This window comes from Enterobacter sp. Ag1 (assembly GCA_000277545.1).
Classification (GTDB): domain Bacteria; phylum Pseudomonadota; class Gammaproteobacteria; order Enterobacterales; family Enterobacteriaceae; genus Cedecea.
Window position 1 is genome coordinate 111,164 of record AKXM01000046.1, and the last position, 17,292, is coordinate 128,455.

Annotated in this window: 14 protein-coding genes; 8 read left to right on the forward strand and 6 right to left on the reverse strand. The window is 58.4% G+C overall.

Annotation, left to right across the window (positions count from 1 at the left end):
• Window positions 1-149 precede the first annotated feature (149 nt).
• The gene (locus A936_RS18150; RefSeq protein WP_008460333.1) at window positions 150-1,349 is read left to right on the forward strand and encodes an enolase C-terminal domain-like protein; all 1,200 of its coding nucleotides are present in this window, start codon (window positions 150-152) and stop codon (window positions 1,347-1,349) included.
• Here A936_RS18150 and A936_RS18155 read toward each other — a convergent pair.
• Entirely contained in the window at window positions 1,346-2,059 is a 714-nt protein-coding gene (locus A936_RS18155; RefSeq protein WP_008460334.1) for a GntR family transcriptional regulator, read from the reverse strand. The genes A936_RS18150 and A936_RS18155 overlap by 4 nt on opposite strands.
• Window positions 2,060-2,166: 107 nt before the next feature.
• On the opposite strand from A936_RS18155, the gene pdeB reads away from it, so the two are divergent.
• On the forward strand, window positions 2,167-3,726 hold the full coding sequence (gene pdeB / locus A936_RS18160) for a cyclic di-3',5'-guanosine monophosphate phosphodiesterase PdeB (protein WP_008460335.1): 1,560 nt from the start codon (window positions 2,167-2,169) through the stop codon (window positions 3,724-3,726).
• Here the strand turns inward: pdeB and A936_RS18165 are convergent, their stop codons facing one another.
• The 4 genes from A936_RS18165 to norR all read right to left on the reverse strand — a co-directional run bounded on the left by A936_RS18165 (window position 3,727) and on the right by norR (window position 7,626).
• The gene (locus A936_RS18165) at window positions 3,727-4,197 is read right to left on the reverse strand and encodes a 2TM domain-containing protein (RefSeq protein ID WP_008460336.1); all 471 of its coding nucleotides are present in this window, start codon (window positions 4,195-4,197) and stop codon (window positions 3,727-3,729) included.
• Between the two features lie 104 nt (window positions 4,198-4,301).
• Window positions 4,302-5,060 carry a molybdate ABC transporter permease subunit gene (locus tag A936_RS18170; RefSeq protein ID WP_008460337.1) on the reverse strand — a complete coding sequence of 253 codons (759 nt, stop codon included), beginning with the start codon at window positions 5,058-5,060 and terminating at the stop codon, window positions 4,302-4,304.
• A complete protein-coding gene (locus A936_RS18175; RefSeq protein ID WP_008460339.1) occupies window positions 5,057-5,989 on the reverse strand; it encodes an extracellular solute-binding protein in 933 nt (310 codons plus the stop codon). Before A936_RS18175 ends, A936_RS18170 begins: the two co-directional genes overlap by 4 nt.
• Window positions 5,990-6,084: 95 nt before the next feature.
• The gene (gene norR / locus A936_RS18180; protein WP_008460340.1) at window positions 6,085-7,626 is read right to left on the reverse strand and encodes a nitric oxide reductase transcriptional regulator NorR; all 1,542 of its coding nucleotides are present in this window, start codon (window positions 7,624-7,626) and stop codon (window positions 6,085-6,087) included.
• Window positions 7,627-7,847: 221 nt separating this feature from the next.
• Here norR and norV point away from each other — a divergent pair, with 221 nt between their 5' ends.
• On the forward strand, window positions 7,848-9,299 hold the full coding sequence (gene norV / locus A936_RS18185; protein WP_008460343.1) for an anaerobic nitric oxide reductase flavorubredoxin: 1,452 nt from the start codon (window positions 7,848-7,850) through the stop codon (window positions 9,297-9,299).
• A complete protein-coding gene (gene norW / locus A936_RS18190; protein ID WP_008460344.1) occupies window positions 9,296-10,432 on the forward strand; it encodes an NADH:flavorubredoxin reductase NorW in 1,137 nt (378 codons plus the stop codon). The genes norV and norW overlap by 4 nt, the downstream gene beginning before the upstream one ends.
• 188 nt (window positions 10,433-10,620) lie before the next feature.
• Here the strand turns inward: norW and A936_RS18195 are convergent, their stop codons facing one another.
• A complete protein-coding gene (locus tag A936_RS18195; RefSeq protein ID WP_008460346.1) occupies window positions 10,621-11,700 on the reverse strand; it encodes an oxidoreductase in 1,080 nt (359 codons plus the stop codon).
• Between the two features lie 176 nt (window positions 11,701-11,876).
• On the opposite strand from A936_RS18195, the gene A936_RS18200 reads away from it, so the two are divergent.
• The 4 genes from A936_RS18200 to A936_RS18215 are packed head-to-tail and all read left to right on the forward strand — an operon-like array spanning window position 11,877 to window position 16,717.
• A complete protein-coding gene (locus A936_RS18200) occupies window positions 11,877-13,382 on the forward strand; it encodes a sugar ABC transporter ATP-binding protein (protein WP_008460347.1) in 1,506 nt (501 codons plus the stop codon).
• Complete coding sequence (locus A936_RS18205) at window positions 13,379-14,374, forward strand: ABC transporter permease (RefSeq protein WP_008460348.1); 996 nt, start codon at window positions 13,379-13,381, stop codon at window positions 14,372-14,374. Before A936_RS18200 ends, A936_RS18205 begins: the two co-directional genes overlap by 4 nt.
• A gap of 28 nt (window positions 14,375-14,402) precedes the next feature.
• A complete protein-coding gene (locus tag A936_RS18210) occupies window positions 14,403-15,467 on the forward strand; it encodes a sugar ABC transporter substrate-binding protein (protein ID WP_008460349.1) in 1,065 nt (354 codons plus the stop codon).
• An 11-nt stretch (window positions 15,468-15,478) separates the two neighbouring features.
• Window positions 15,479-16,717: an LVIVD repeat-containing protein gene (locus A936_RS18215; RefSeq protein WP_008460350.1), complete on the forward strand. Its 1,239-nt coding sequence runs from the start codon at window positions 15,479-15,481 to the stop codon at window positions 16,715-16,717.
• Window positions 16,718-17,292 lie beyond the last annotated feature (575 nt).

The window sequence follows — 17,292 nt, forward strand, 5'->3', positions numbered from 1 at the left end:
ATTGGTACGGTTTTATGGCCTTTAAAAGTGAAATAACTGACCAATAAAAAAGAGTCAAAAAAGCGTTTACCCGAAGAGAAAAATAGGGTGATAGTAATAGCAGAACTTAATTCACTGTGTTTATCTCAGCCTGACGGTGGAGCTTTCTCGTGCTACCCACAATTATCGAAAATATTGAATGTTTTATTACTAAACCGGACCGGCACAACCTGGTCACGGTCCGCGTCACCACTCACAAAGGCGTCACCGGCCTCGGCTGCGCCACCTTCCAGCAGCGGCCGCTGGCGGTAAAAACCCTGGTCGATGAATACCTCAAGCCGCTGTTAATTGGCCGCGACGCCAACCACATTGAAGACCTGTGGCAGATGATGACCGTCAACGCCTACTGGCGAAACGGCCCGGTCATGAACAACGCCATCGCCGGCGTGGATATGGCGCTGTGGGACATCAAAGGCCAGCTGGCGAATATGCCGCTTTACCAGCTTTTGGGCGGCAAATCGAAGGATGCCATCGCCGTTTACAGCCACGCCGCCAGTGAAACGCTTGCAGGGCTTTATCAGGAAGTGGATAAGCTGCTGGCGCAAGGATACCGCTACATTCGCTGCCAGCTGGGGTTCTATGGCGGCACGCCTCAGAGTATGCACCAGACCAAAGATCCCACGCCCGGCGCGTATTACGACCAGGACGAATACATGGCTAACACGGTGGAAATGTTCCGCGCATTGCGTGAGAAATACGGCCACCGCTTCCATATCCTGCACGACGTTCACGAGCGGTTATTCCCCCAGCAGGCCATTCAACTGGCGAAAGCGCTGGAGCCTTACCAGCCGTGGTTTATCGAAGATATTCTGCCGCCGCAGCAAAGCGCGTGGCTGGAACAGGTGCGCCAGCACTCCTCCGTGCCGCTGGCGATGGGCGAACTGTTCAACAACCCGGCGGAATGGCATGACCTGATCGTGAACCGCCGCATCGATTTTATTCGCTGCCACGTTTCGCAGATCGGCGGGATCACCCCGGCGCTAAAACTGGCGGTGCTCTGCCAGGCCTTTGGCGTGCGCCTCGCCTGGCACGGGCCACCGGACATGACGCCGATTGCGGTTGCGGTGAATACGCACCTGAACATTCACCTGCATAACGCGGCGATTCAGGAGTTTATTCCCGTCAAAGAGAACACCGCCGCCGTCTTCCCCGGCTCCCCGGCTGCGGAAAAAGGCTATATGTATCCGCTGGAAAAATCGGGCATTGGCGTGGGGTTTGACCAGCAGCAGGCTGAACGCTTCCCGGTGGAATATCGCCCGCACGAATGGACGCAAAGCCGCCTGCCCAACGGCGCGATCCACACGCCTTAAGACGTTTTACGGCGGGCGAGATTAGCGTGGTTGAAGGGGATAACGTAGGTGCAGGAATAGTTGATATCGACGATATCACTGATCTCAAACACCCGTCCCCCTTCCAGAATGCCGCGATTACTGATTTGCATCGCGGGCTGGCCCTTCTTGCATTCGAGCAGTTGGGCCTGTTCTTTATTGACCGCAACGGCCTGGTAGCGGGTCAGTAAATGCGAAATACGAAACCCCTTGCTCAGGACATATTGCTGCAAAGAGCTTTCTATCGCCTTCTGGTTGAGGTCGGGGAAATCTTTAGCCGGCAGGCGCGACGTTTCAATCTGTACTTTCTGGCCATCCACCAGGCGCAGGCGGCAAAACTGCCAGATAAACTCCCCGGCGCCGAGGCCAAAAACCTGCTGTTCGTCGCGGTCGGGCAGCTTTTTATGCAGGCTAATCAGCCGAAACGTAATGCGGTCGAAAGACTTTTCGGTAATCGAGTTATACACCAGCGGACTGCTGCGGGCCTGCTCGTTAATCCAGATCCCGGACCCTTGAATAATGGAAACCACGCCAATGCTGACCAGTTTTTCCAGCGCCTGTCGAATGGTAAAGCGTGAAACCCCATATTCTTCGGCCAGCTGCCGCTCAGGCGGCAATTTGCGCGGGCCAGGTTCGCTGTGCTGATAAATTTTGCTCAGTAAATCCTGGGTCACAAAGTCTTTCTTTTTCATCGAGGGCTCCTAACCTTTGCGCTGAAACATAACATTCCTGTGCCCGGTGAACTATGCTGGCAGGTAAATTATCCCTGACATTTACCCCCTTACGCCGGAACCCACTTATGACAAGCCAAAAAAGGGTCACCCTCGTCAATGGCGTACTGATCGTGGCAGTGCTGCTGCCCATCTTGCTTAGCATTTATCTGGCCCATAACAAAGCCGAGAAAAACTTCCATAACGAGCTTGAAAATTACGCCGATCGTGGAATGGTCCGCAGCGACAAAGTTATTAGCCAGGCCAACATGGCGCTCAGGCAAATCAACGCTTTTCGCGGCCAGCACTGCTCTGCCAGCCACCTGGATGCCATGCGCCGCGTCGCTTTTGATTATCTCTACATCCAGGAAGTCGTCTATCTCGTCGGCGACCGGGCCGTATGCTCTTCCCTTGAAGCAGCACACCATGGCATTAAGCTTGGCCCACCCGATACGCAAAGCACACGGGGCTTCTTCGCCTGGTACACCGACGTCACCGATCTGGGTTTTCAGCGCCCAATGATATACATCGGTAACCAGGATCATGTGGTGGTTATCGATCCGCAGGCCTTCATTGACGTCATTCCTCTTGGCAATACGCCGGTCAACGTTGCCCTGGTTGGCCTGGCGCGTAATCGACTGATTGCCAGTAACACCGGGTTGCCCAACAACAGCTGGGAAAGTCAGGTAGCAAAGGGCGTGACAACTTACTCCGACGGGAAAAACGACTATGTCATTCTCCGCTCTCCGGCGTCCGGGTTGGCCCTGATAACCTGGGCGTCCAGTGCTCCGCTGCAAACGGCCTGGTATAAGCAACTGGTCATCTGGCTGCCAATAGGTATTCTCGTTAGCCTTAGCGCAGGCTGGTTCATCACTCGCCTGCTGCGCCGTCTTGAATCCCCGCAGGCGCGTATTCAGGACGCCATCAGAGGCCGGGAATTTAGCCTCGAATATCAGCCCATCGTTGATTTAAAAACCGGTGAAGGCGTAGGTGCAGAAGCGCTGCTTCGCTGGCGCTTACCGGACGGGAGTTTCATCAGCCCGGACATCTTCATTCCCATTGCCGAGCAGACCGGGCTTATTTCGCAGATCACCGAGCTGGTGATTAAAAAGACTTTCGCCGATCTCGGTGACTGGCTGCACGCCCACCCCCGGCACCATATTTCAATCAATCTCTCCCCGAGCGACGTGCTTAACGACAGGGTGCTGCTGGCCATCAGGCCGCTGCTGCTGAAGTATCAGGTCAAAGCGGAACAAATAGCGCTGGAGATTACCGAGCGAGGCTTTGCCGACCCTAAGGTGAGCGCCCCGATTGTGGCGAAATACCGCGAAGCGGGTCATCCTATCTATCTGGATGACTTTGGCACCGGCTATTCCAGCCTCAGCTACCTGCAGGATCTCGACGTCGATATCCTGAAAATAGACAAATCGTTCGTTGACGCGCTGGAGTACAAAAACGTCACGCCGTACATCATTGAAATGGCGAAAACGCTTCATCTGGCAACGCTCGCCGAAGGGATTGAAACGGCGGCGCAGGCGGCGTGGCTGCGGGAACACGGGGTCGCCTGGGGGCAGGGCTGGCTTTACAGCAAAGCCCTGCCGAAACAGGCTTTTATCGACTGGATTGCCCGCAACCGGATTGTGAACTGATCACTTCCGCAACAGCTGCTGGAGGCGCTGCTGCTGGCGTTTCTCCAGCCAGCCCTTCAGCAGGAACAGGCGGAGGCCGCCCATCACCAGCAGCGCGCCCCAAATCAGCGTTGCCCACTGGAACCAATAGTGGCCCGGCGAAGTCAGCCAGTTAATAACGGCCAGCCCGGTACACACAATCGCCCACACCAGCACCGAACGGTAGAAGCGATACTCGCGGGCCACGCGGCGCTTAGCTTCAAGAATGCGCGTATTGAGCGCATCCTCTGGCTCACCGTCCGGCTCATTGTCGTCGTATAAATCCGTCACCTTGAGATCGAACGCCGCCGCAATCGCGCTCATGGTTTCCAGGCTTGCCTGCCCGCCATTTTCAATACGCTGAATAGTTCTGACGCTCAGGGAAGAGAGTTCGGCCAGCTGCTCCTGGGACCAGGCGCGGGACAAACGCAACGCTTTAATGTTGTTACTCATGGCTGGAGATCCTCAAATGATTTAACCCGCCCTGACTATGGCTCAGCCCGCGCCACTTCAACACGACAGCGACACGACATCAACCCGACAGCAACCTGACAGCCCTAATGCGCCGCTTTTCGCCGGGCAAAAGCAAAGCAGATAATCGGCAGAGGCAAAGTGAACAGCAGCAGCAGCCATACTAAAGTATAAACCGCATCCACGCCGTCGTTTTGCAGATTGGTATACAGCTTGACGGGGATCCCCTGAGGGAAATAGGCAAAAATCATCACGATGCCAAATTCACCGATGGCCCGAACCCAAGCCACGGCAAGCGCCGACGCAAGTCCCGGCGCGGACATCGGCAAAGCAAGGCGCAGGAAGCGCTGCCAGGGTGAGGCCCCGAGCGTGCGCCCGGCTTCAAGAATCTCTTTCGGCACCGCGGCAAACGCGGAACGGGCGGCGGTAATAAAGTAAGGCAGCGCGCCGTAAACCTGAGCCAGCACGAAAGCCCCGGGGTTATTCACCAGCGTCAGCCCGAAGCGGGACAGCCACTCCCCCGCCAGGCTATACGGCCCCCAGGCGGAAATCAGCAAAATCCCCATCGCCAGCGGCGGCGTAAGTAGGGGAAGCAACACCAGTGCCTCAACCAGCAGTCGACGCCGGCCTTTGGCCCAGGCCAGCCACCATGCCACCGGCAGCCCCAGCGCGACAACAATCATCAGCGCCAGGCCGCCCAGCCCAAGGGAAACGGCAATCGCGCTACCGTCTCCCCAGGCCAAATGAAACCCGTGCCACGGCGTGACGCCCAGCAAAGTCGCAAACGGAATCGCCAGCAGAAGCAGTGCCGGGAGCGACAGCCACATTGCCGGGCTACGCATCATTGCGCGTAAATCGCCTGGCCTTTAGGTGCCGCATAGCCATTCGCTTTAAACAGCTTCTGGCCTTCGGCGCTACGCATAAAGTCGATAAACTTCTGCCCCTGCGGCACGCCGTTCGGGGCGTTTTTCAGCACGGCAGCGTAATAGACCAGCGGCTGGGTATGCAGCACCTGATCTTTCCCGGCGCTGTCCTTGATGGTGAAGCTCACGGTGTCGTACCACTGTTTGGCTTCATCAGGGTTGCTGAGGTTGATCTCATCCGGCAGCGCGATGTACGGCAGTTTGGCGGAAATCACTTCGCTTTCGTACCCAGCGGCGGCGTCAACCTGCCCGCTCTCCAGCCGCGTCAGCAGGCCGCCTTCCAGGCTGACCTGGGCAGGGTTTTGTACTTCCCCCATCACCTGCTTCGCCACGCCCGGCTGCTGGTAATATTTTTCCGCCAGCAGCAGCGTAAAGACAATATTCTGCCCTTTAGGATCGTTATACGGATCGGTACGGCCAAACTTCAGCCCCGGCGTCGCCAGCACTTTCAGCCAGCTGGCGTCTTTTCCGTTCGCGGCGGCAAACTGCGGCGCGTATTTTCCTTTCGGGCTATAGGCGATAACCATGCTGGTGCTGGCCACCGGCACGGCATCGTCAATCAGCCCGGCATCTTTCAGGATTTGCATAGGGCCAGGGGTGATGGAGACAAACACATCGGCGGTAATTTTCTTGCTGGCGAGCAGCCGCGCCATTCCGTAAGCGCCTTGCCCCTGCCCCTGGTAATCACCGTGGTTTTCTTTCGCGAAGGCCGGACCGAGGGACTGGTCCATGACCTTGCCCATCGAACCTGCATAGGTGACGCGAATATCGGCAGAAGCCAGCGCCGAAGCGCTGAAAAGAAGTGAGCAAAGCGCCAGGGCGCCCGCGCTGCGTGCTGAAGTCAAAGCCATAGCATCCTCGTTATATATAAAAATACACAGCGATTATCCGCGCCGCTTCGCCGCTAAACAACGAGTTTGTATGATGAATTTATCTGCGGTTGAAGTTAAGAGGTACTCCCTTGGGGTGATTTCACTCCCAGCCGCTTCGCCAGCCGGTGGAGGTTGGCCACATCGACGCCGAGCTGCCGGGCGCTGGCCGCCCAGTTATTGCCATTACGGGCAAGCGCTTCCCTAACCTGGCCGCGCTGAAACGCATCGGTCGCTTCTCGCAGGCTGGCAAAAGGGGTTTCTACAGGTGGCGTTTCTGGCTCGTGGGCTACCACATCCAACTGGCCAGCAAGATGGAAATGTTGAGGCTGAAGCACAAGCTCGCCCTGTGGGTAACCGGCGCGGGCCAGCACAATCGCGCGATAAATGGCGTGTTCCAGCTCGCGGATATTTCCCGGCCAGCCATACTGCGCCAGAAGCATCCGAGCCGATTCACTCAGCCCAACCTGCTTCAGCCCCATCTTCACGCGGCTTTGCTCGCAGAAAAAACCGGCCAGCAGCGCAATGTCCTCTCCCCGCTCGCGCAACGGTGGAATGTGCAGCGGAAAAACGCTCAGGCGGTGAAACAGGTCGGCGCGAAACTCGCCGGCCAGTACCTGCTGGCGCAGATCGCGGTTAGTCGCGGCCAATACCCGAACATCCACGCGCTGGCTGCGATCGTCCCCTACCCGCTGAATATCACCGTACTGCAACACGCGCAGCAGCTTGGCCTGCAGCGCCAGCGGTAATTCACCGATTTCATCGAGAAACAGTGTGCCGTTATCCGCCATTTCAAACTTGCCGGTACGGTGATGAATCGCCCCGGTAAAAGCGCCCTTCACATGGCCGAACAGCTCACTTTCCGCCACGCTTTCCGGTAGCGCGGCGCAGTTAAGGTAAACCAGCGGACTTGCCACCCTGGCCGATCCGGCGTGAATCGCCCGCGCCACCAGCTCTTTCCCCACGCCAGTCTCGCCGGTGATCAGCACGTTCAGATCGGAACTGGCAACGATATCAATCTCTTTTTTCAGCTGGATGATGCCCGGCGAGCGGCCAATCATCTCCCCGGCGGCCTCCCGCGCAATAGCGGGCTGCACCGTGCCTTCCGGCGTTTGTTTTTCAAGCTGTTCCAGCAGCAAAGCATTGTTCAGCGCCCCGGACGCCAGTACGCCAATCAGCCTGAGCTCCTCATCGCTGAAGCTGTCGAACTGATAAGGATCCATGCCGTCCACGGTCAGCGCCCCGATGAGCGTCTGGTCGGCAAACAGCGGCAGCCCCAGGCAGGCGTGAACTTTGAGTTCTTCATGGTCTGGAATCAGGCCGTCATACGGGTCGGGCAGCTCGCTGTCGGCCGGGAAACGCACCACGTCACCCGCGCGGGCAATGGCCTCCAGTCGCGGATGAGCGTCCACGGCAAAGCGCCGCCCCAGCACATCGAGGGCAAGGCCGTCTATCGCCAGCGGGTAAAAATGCCGCGACTCGTAGCGCAGCAGCGCCGTGGCATCACCGCCGAGCAGCTTTCTCAGGGTTCGGATAACGCGGGTAAAGCGATCGGAATGGCTGATGCCGCTCTGCAGTTCGATTGCAATGGCGGCGAGAGAAGACATCGACAGGCTCATAGGGAGGCTCCTGGAACGCGAGGCGTTCAGCTTACGCCTGAGTAGTCAAAATGACAAACATCAGAGTCATTATGACTAAAAACAAAAATGTCATTATGACAATAAAAAAGAACACAGAAAACAACAAACAATTAAAAATCAATAAATTATAAAACTGGCACGATACTCGCAATAACACCGTCATTGAAGTACTTAACGCTATGACATCAATGAGGTTCTCAATGGCTATTCAGGTTAAAAACAACATTCAGTGGGTTGGGCAACGTGACTGGGAAGTGCGTGATTTTCACGGCACGGAATATAAAACGCTGCGCGGCAGCAGCTACAACAGCTACCTCATTCGCGAAGAGAAAACTGTCCTGATCGACACTGTGGACCACAAGTTCAGCCGCGAGTTTGTGCAAAACCTTGAGCGTGAAATCGACCTTAACACGCTCGACTACATCATTATCAACCACGCGGAAGAAGACCACGCGGGGGCGCTGACCGAGCTGATGTCACGCATCCCGCACACGCCAATCTACTGCACCGCCAACGGCATCGACTCCATTAATGGTCACCACCATCACCCGGAGTGGAACTTTAAGGTGGTGAAAACCGGCGACAGCCTGGACATCGGCAATGGCAAACAGCTGATCTTCGTTGAAACGCCAATGCTGCACTGGCCGGACAGCATGATGACCTATCTGACCGGCGACGCGGTGCTGTTCAGCAACGACGCCTTCGGCCAGCATTACTGCGACGAGCATCTGTTTAACGACGAAGTGGATCAGACCGAGCTGTTCGAACAGTGCCAGCGCTACTACGCCAACATCCTGACGCCGTTCAGCCGCCTGGTAACGCCAAAAATTACCGAAATCCTCGGCTTCAACCTGCCGGTGGAGATGATTGCCACTTCCCACGGCGTGGTCTGGCGCGACAACCCGACGCAAATCGTTGAGCTGTACCTGAAATGGGCCGCCGATTACCAGGAAGACCGCATCACGCTGTTCTACGACACCATGTCGAACAACACCCGCATGATGGCGGACGCCATTGCCCAGGGCATTCACGAAGTTGACCCGCGCGTGGCGGTGAAAATCTTCAACGTGGCGCGCAGCGATAAAAACGAAATTCTGACCAACGTGTTCCGCTCCAAAGGCGTGCTGGTCGGCACCTCCACTATGAACAACGTGATGATGCCGAAAATCGCCGGGCTGGTGGAAGAGATAACCGGGCTGCGCTTCCGCAACAAACGCGCCAGCGCCTTCGGCTCCCACGGCTGGAGCGGCGGCGCGGTCGATCGCCTTTCCACCCGCCTGCAGGACGCCGGGTTTGAAATGTCCCTCAGCCTGAAGGCGAAATGGCGTCCGGACGGCAACGCCCTGGAACTTTGCCGCGAACACGGTCGCGAAATCGCCCGCCAGTGGGCGCTCTCCCCGCTGCCGGTGGCTCAGGCTTCAATCACCGTCGCTCCGCTAGCCGAAGAAGCAAAAGCAGAATCCACCGGCGCCGACCTCGGCCCCCGCATGCAGTGCAGCGTTTGCCAGTGGATTTACGATCCAGCGCAGGGCGAACCGATGCAGGCCGTTGAGCCAGGCACGCCATGGAGCGAAGTGCCTGACAGTTTCTTGTGCCCTGAATGTTCGCTGGGCAAAGACGTCTTCGACGAACTGGCAACGGAGGCCAAATGAACAACGGAATTGTGATAGTCGGCTCGGGCTTTGCCGCCCGCCAGTTGGTGAAAAATATCCGCAAACACAGCGCAGAGGTGCCCATCCGGCTGATTGCCGCCGACAGCGCCGACGAGTACAACAAACCGGACCTGAGCCACGTCATCAGCTTAAACCAGCGGGCAGAAGCGATGACCCGCCAGCAGGCTGGCGCGTTTGCGGAGCAGTTCAACCTGACGCTGCACGCCAATAGCTGGGTCAGCAGCCTTGACCCAAAAAATAAACGGGTCAACTGCGGCGAACAGCAGTGGCGCTACGACAAGCTGGTGCTGGCGACCGGCTCTTCCGCCCTGCTGCCGCCCGTTGCCGGCAAAGAGCTGATGACGACGCTCAACAGCCAGCAGGAGTATCAGGCCTGTGAAGCCCGGCTGCGCGACGCCCGGCGGGTGATGATCCTCGGCGGCGGGCTGATCGGCAGCGAGCTGGCGATGGACTTCTGCCGTGCGGGCAAAGAGGTTGTGCTGGTGGATAACGCCAGCCACCTGATGGCGTCGCTGCTTCCGGCAGAGGTTAGCGGCCGACTGCAATCCCGCCTGAACCAGATGGGCGTCGAGCTGCTGTTCAACCAGCGTCTGGAAGCGGTGAGCCAGGCGGAGTCAGGGCTGTGCGCCACGCTTAACAACGGACGTGAGCTGCAAGTTGATGCGGTAGTGTCCGCCATCGGCCTGCGCCCGAACGTTGGGCTGGCCCAGCATGCAGGGCTTGAGGTGAACCGGGGCGTCAAGGTGAACAGCCAGCTGCAAACATCCGATCCGGATATTTACGCCCTCGGCGACTGCGCAGAAATCGATGGCAAAGTGCTGCCGTTCCTGCAGCCGATTCAGCTCAGCGCCATGACGCTGGCGAAAAACCTGCTCGGGGCGAGTGACGCGCTTTCCCTTCCGGCGATGCTGGTCAAGGTGAAAACGCCGGAGATGCCGCTGCACCTGGCCGGAGAAACCCAGCGCCGCGACCTGGTCTGGCAGATTAGCGCCAGCCCGCAAGGGCTGATTGCCAAAGGGATGGACGCTGCACAGCAGCTAAGGGCGTTTATCGTCAGCGAGGAGCATATGAAGCAGGCGTTTAGTTTGGTGCGGGAGCTGCAGTTAGGCTGAAGGGCAATGAGTGTAGGGAGCAATTTTTCCCCTCACCCCGGCCCTCTCCCCAAAGGGGCGAGGGAGAAAAAACGACATGCAATCCTGTCTATTCCCTCTCCCTCAGGAAAAGGGTAAAAAGAAAGTTTTCGTACCTGGTTTTATCCCCTCTCCCCTGTGGGGAGAGGGTTAGGGTGAGGGGCAAATCTTTACAACGCCTCAACCTTCTCCAGCGCCGCCAGCAAACTCTCCGACGACAGCGCCACCGGCAGCGCATGAATCGACTCCCCGGCCTGTAAAGTACGGGCAATCACCTTATCCAGGTCGGCACGATTATGGATATCCACATCCAACTGCGCCAGTTTTGTTGGCAGATTGAAACGCTTATAGGCCTGCGTCAGCTGCGCCAGAACATCGTCCTGCCCCAGCAGTGCGCTCTGTACCAGAATCCCGTAGGCCACTTTCGTGCCGTGCAGGAAGCGGTCGGTTTGCGGCAGCGTCGTCAGGCCGTTATGGACGGCATGCGCGGCGGCAACGCGGGTGTAACGTTCGCCCAGGCCACCCACCATCCCGCCCCCGGCAATAATCGCCTCGACCACGTCCAGAAACGCCTGACTTAACTTGCCCTGGCGCTGATCTTCCAGCGCTTGTTCGCTGCGCTCCAGCAAAACATCGCGGATCGCCAGCGCCGCACCAATGCCTAGGCGCACGGTCAGCGGCAGATTTCCCGGCTGCGGGCTAAGCACCACCGCTTCGTACCACTTCGCCAGCGTGTCACCGACGCCGGCCAGCAGATATTCCTGCGGCGCACGCAGGATAATTTCCGGCTCCACCAGCACCAGATGGTTAGCATCGTTGAAAATCTCGAAGCGCAGCGCCTGGCCGGCGTCGTTATACCACACGGACAGCGGCGTCCAGGCCGCACAGGTTGCCGCGATGGTCGGGATCGCCACCACCGGCGCATTCAGCCGACGAGCAACCACTTTGACCGTATCCAGCAGCGCTCCACCGCCGAGGCCGATCACCACCTGACGTTCACCAGACTCCGCCACCAGCCTCTGCACGTCGCTTTCGCTGCAGTGCCCACCAAACTGAATATGCTTCGCGCCGGGCAGCGAAAACGCCGCCGGCAGGAAGGGCCGGGCCGCCGCAAACGCGCGTTCGCCGTAGATCCAGACTGCGTTATTCAGCTGATCTTCGCTGTAAAACTCAGTCAGACGAGCAAGGCTGCCGGGGTGTGAATAGTAATTCGCGGGGCCGGTAACCACGCGGATAGCGGTGCTGGTCATGATGCATTTCCTTTTCTTCGCTGGCGGGATATATTCTATACCGATGATATGTCCAGACATCTGGACGGCTAATATCATTTTGCTTTATCTTATGTCTTTTCGTTCATTGCCCGCAACCCAGAAGGCCGTTAAAAATTCGACAGATCAATTCATTAAACCCGGAAGCCGCCGCCGCTATGACCACGCTTAACCGCCTTGAGATGCGAGAAATCTCTATCGCCTTCGCGGGCTTTAACGCGCTGAGCCAGGTGAATTTCCGGCTGGAGGGCGGCTCGGTACATGCTTTAACCGGCGCAAACGGCGCGGGTAAATCCACGTTGATGGCGGTGCTTTCCGGCGCGCACGAGGGTTACCAGGGCGAAATCCTGATCGACGGTGAAACGGTGACGATCCGCAACCCGCGTGACGCCAAACTGCTGGGGATCCATCTGGTGCAGCAGGAAGTGGACGTTGCCCTGGTGCCGGGCCTGAGCGTGGCGGAAAACATCATGCTCGATAAGCTGGCCGAAACGGGGCATGTCTACCGCTGGTCGAAAATTTACCGGCAGGCTCGAGAAGCGCTGGCGCAGCTCGACGTGGAGATCGACGTCAAAAAACGTATTGAGCAATGCACCCTGGCGGAAAAACAGCAAATCCTGCTGGCGCGGGCGCTCTCACATCATTGCCGCTTTCTGATCCTCGACGAACCTACCGCCCCGCTGGACAGCCAGGAAAGCGAACATCTTTTCAGCGTCGTGCAGCGACTACAAAGCGGTGGCATTGGCGTGGTGTTTATCTCCCACCGCATCCATGAACTGAAAGCCATTTGCGACCAGATGACGGTGCTGCGCGACGGCAAGCTGGTGGACAGCGGCCCGATGGGGCATCTCAGTGGCGAAGAGATTGTCGAGAAAATGCTGGGCCACCAGCTGGACGACATTTATCCCCCTCACCGCCCGCCGGTTGAGGGCGACACGCTGCTGGCAGTGGAAGGTCTGCATGACGATACGCTGCTGCGCGACATCTCGTTGCGCCTGCGCAAAGGCGAAATTCTGGGCATTGCGGGCCTCGCCGGAGCGGGGAAAACCGAGCTTTGCAAAGCGCTGTTCGGCGCCACCCGCAGCACGCTTGATCGCGGCGAATTAAAAGGCAAGGCCTGGCGCCCGACCGACCCGGCGGATTCCGTCACTCGCGGCGTTGTGCTGGTGCCGGAGGAGCGCCGCAAAGAAGGCATTTTTATCGACGAGTCGGTCACCATGAATCTCGCCGTCAGCGCCGACAGCCAGTTTACCCGCTGGGGGCTGTTCGACTACCGCAAAGCCAGGCGCTGGGCGGAGGAGACCATTCAGCAGTTGGGCATTCGCACCAGCGGCCCGGCGCAAACACTGCGCCGCCTGTCCGGCGGCAATCAGCAAAAAGTGGCCATCGGCAAATGGCTGCGCAACGAAGCAGACGTGCTGATTTTTGATGAGCCAACCAAAGGCGTAGACATCAAAGCCAAAACCGACCTCTTCGTGCTGATTGACAAGCTGGCCCGTCGTGGCAAAGGGGTGATTTACGCCTCGGGCGAATTTGCCGAGCTGGTCGGGCTGTGCGATCGCATCTGCGTGCTGTGGGACGGGCGCATCGTCGCTGAGCTGGACGGCCACCAGGCTACCGAAGAAACCTTATTACTCTACTCCACCGGAGGAACCCCCGCGTGAGCAAAGCATTATCCCTTAAGGCCAGCGCGTCAGGCCGCCAGCAGTTCTTTGACTTTCTCTACAAATGGGGGATGTTGCTCACCGTGGTGGCCCTGGTGGCGCTGTTCGGCATCGCGTCCGACAGTTTCCTTGAGCCGAACAACATCATCAATATTCTGCGCTCCATCGCCATCGTGACGGTGATCGCCATCGGCGTGTCAATCTCGCTCACCGTGGGCGGGTTTGATTTGTCCGTCGGCTCGACCGCCTCGCTGGCAAACGCGCTGGTGATTTCGCTGTTCGTCTGGCACGGCTTCGGCACTACCGAAGCGATTCTTATCACCCTGGTGCTGTGCACGCTGGTCGGGCTATTCAACGCCTTCCTGATCGTGGTGCTGAAAATTCCCGACATGCTTGCCACGCTTGCCAGCCTGTTTGTGATTCAGGGCGTGGCGATGACCTACAGCTACGGTGGCTCGATCACCGAAAACATGGTGCTGCCGAGCGGCGACATGGCGGAAGGGACGATTCCCGCCGCCTTTGGGCTGCTCGGGCAGGTGCCGACCATCGTCATCATCATGCTGGTGGTCACGCTGGTCGCACAGCTCGCGCTCTCTCTGACCAAACATGGCCGCCGGATGTACGCCATCGGCGGCAACCCGGAGGCGGCTCGCCTGTCCGGCATTCGCACCACCCGTTACCGCGTGGCGGCCTACGTGCTGGCCTCGCTGCTGGCAGGTTTGGGCGGCATCCTGCTGGCCTCACGTATTGGCTCTTCACAGGTTAACGCCGGTGGCGGCTACCTGATGGATGCCGTGGCTGCCGCCTGGATTGGTTTCTCTCTGGCAGGTTCCGGTAAACCTAACGCGCTCGGCACGCTGGTAGGCGCGGTGATTCTGGGCGTGTTGCAAAACGGGCTGGTGATGCTCTCCGTGCCCTATTACGCGATGGACATTATTAAAGGCCTGGTGCTGGCTGCCGCACTGGCAATTACTTACATACAACGACGCTAAAACAACAACTTCACACAGGGTAACGACCATGAAAAAACTGACAACTTCGCTGCTGGCGCTTAGCCTGCTTGCCGCTCTGCCGGGCCACGCCGCTACGCCATCGCCGGTGCCGGAAAAAATCGCCGCCCACGACGGTCCAATCCGCATCGCCGTGATCCGCAACCTGGGCTCCGACGACAACACCACGCAGTTTGTCGCAGGTGCGGTTCAACAGGCTAAAAAGCTGGGCTTCAAGGTCAGCACGTTCCTGAGCAACGGCGATGACGCCCGCTTCCAGGACTTTGTGAACCAGGCGATCAGCCAGAAGTATGACGGGATTATTCTTTCTCAGGGTCGCGATCCTTACTCCACCGAACTGGTGAAAAAAGCCGTAGCCGCAGGCATTGCGGTGTCGGTCTTTGATACCGCCGTAAACGGCACCATTCCCGGCGTGACCGTCACCCAGCAGGACGACGCCTCGCTGACCAGCCTCTCCTTCGGCCAGCTGGTCAAAGACTTCAACGGCAAAGCCAACATCATCAAGCTGTGGGTGGCCGGTTTCCCACCGATGGAACGCCGCCAGGCGGCCTATCAGGAACTGCTGAAAGCCAACCCGGGCATTAAAGAGCTGGAGTCCATCGGCGCGGTTTCTTCCGACGTGCAGGGCGACACCGCCAACAAAGTGGGCGCAGTGCTGGCGAAGTATCCGAAAGGCAAAATCGACGCCATCTGGGGCACCTGGGATGCCTTCAGCCAGGGCGCCTATAAAGCGCTGCAGGAAAACGGCCGTACCGAAATTAAGCTCTATAGCATCGACGTTTCCAACCAGGACATTCAGCTGATGCGCGAAGCCAACAGCCCGTGGAAAGTCAGCGTGGCGGTCGATCCGAAGCTGATCGGTGCCACCAACGTGCGCCTGGTGGCCTACAAGATCGCCGGGGAACAAACGCCTGCGACCTACGACTTTAAAGCCGCAGCCATTCCGCAGGCTCTGCTAGCCAGCCAGCCTGGCCCGGTCAACGTCACTTCGTTGGGCAAAATCATTCCAGGCTGGGGCCAGACCGACGACTTTATCGCGCCGTGGTTCGCCACGCTCGAAGCGAAAAATAAATAAGGAGTTCCGCAATGGCACTGCCACAACCCGAATACAGCCGCAATATGCGGCTGATCGGCCATAGCGATCAGGGAGGAAAACCGGACGGCGTGCAGCTAATGGTGCACCGGGGCTATGCTTATATCGGCCATATGGTGTCGCAGGGCTTTTCGATTGTGGACGTCCGCAATCCTAAAAACCCGAAAGCGGCGGGCTTCGTGCCCGCGCCGCCGGGTACCTGGAATATTCACCTGCAGGCGCACGACGACCTGCTGCTGGTGATTAACGCCCGGGATCTGTTTGCCGACGTGCGCTTCGCCGATGAGAAGGTTTACTACACCAAATCGGTTGGCGAAACGGTTCGCGACGTGCAGGACAAAGGCTGGAGCGCCGGATTACGCATTTTTGATATCTCCACGCCGGATAAACCCAAAGAAATCAGCTTCCTGTCGCTGAGCGGCATCGGCATCCACCGCTGCTGGTACGTGGGCGGCCGCTGGGCATATGTTTCCGCGCTGATCGATGGGTTTAGCGATTATATCTTCCTGACTATCGACCTCGCCGACCCGCGCAATCCGCAGGTGGCAGGCAACTGGTGGCTGCCGGGCATGAACACTGCCGCAGGCGAGCAGCCCACCTGGCCGGAAGGCAAACGCTATGCGCTACACCACGCGATTATCAGCGGCGACACGGCGTATGCCAGCTGGCGCGACGGCGGCCTGACGCTGCTGGACGTTTCCGATCGCGCTCAGCCGCAGCTCATCAGCCACCGTAACTGGAGCCCGCCGTTTGGCGGCGGCACCCATACGGCGCTGCCGCTGCCGAATCGCGATTTGTTGGTAGTACTCGACGAAGCGGTACTGGACAATCAGGAGGACGGCGAGAAGCTGATTTGGCTGTTCGATATTCGCGACCCGTCGAACCCGGTCAGCATCTCCACGTTCCCGCAGCCGGATGAGATTGATTATGTGGCGAAAGGCGCGCATTTCGGCCCGCATAATCTGCACGAAAACCGCCCAGGTAGCTTTATCAGCGATACGCTAATTTTCGCGACGTATCAGAACGCTGGCGTGCGAGCCTACGATATTTCCAACCCGTACCGCCCGGTAGAAACAGGTGCGCTGGTACCTGCCGCCCCGGAAAAGATGATGGATACTCGCCCTGGACGCCCGCAGGTGATCCAGTCCTGTGATATCTTTGTCGACGCTCAAGGGATTGTGTACAGCACGGATTATAACGGCGGGTTGTCGGTTATTGAGTATTTGGGGTAGCCCTACGATTTACTTTCTCGTACTCCTATAATTGCCTCTAATACAGATCTTTATTTTATCATTTCGAAAAGAAGGATCTGCCAGCAAGCAGTTTTCCGTTCACCCATCCGACAAGTTATCTTTGCCACCGCAGCAAACGGTGAACGTGTCCGGGGGATAACGCCATCCCCCGAACAGCCCCGGCGCCCGGCGAGCTCATCGCCGCTGAAGCGGTAAACCCACCGGCTATCACCCAAACATTCGGGGTCGTTCGCGATTCGTTCCCGACGATCGCTCTCTTTCGCTGTTCCCGACAGCTCAACCCCGCCTGAGTTGGGTCATAACCGGGGGCGCTGAGAGCCGGGGACAACGGCGTGGCTGTGGAACCGGAAGCGACTGGAACTTTCCGTATCGCTGCGGGATTGAAGCGAGGCACGGTTCCGGCTTAAATCGCCTCTGTTTTCTCTCCGACTGGCCAGGGTCCGGCCGTCGGGAACGGCCGGAGCTTGAGAGCGTCGGGAACGCATCTCAGCCGATCCAGGACTGGGAGATAAAACGGAGGTCTGCCGCTCACGCGGTCGATTTATTTGGCCGGG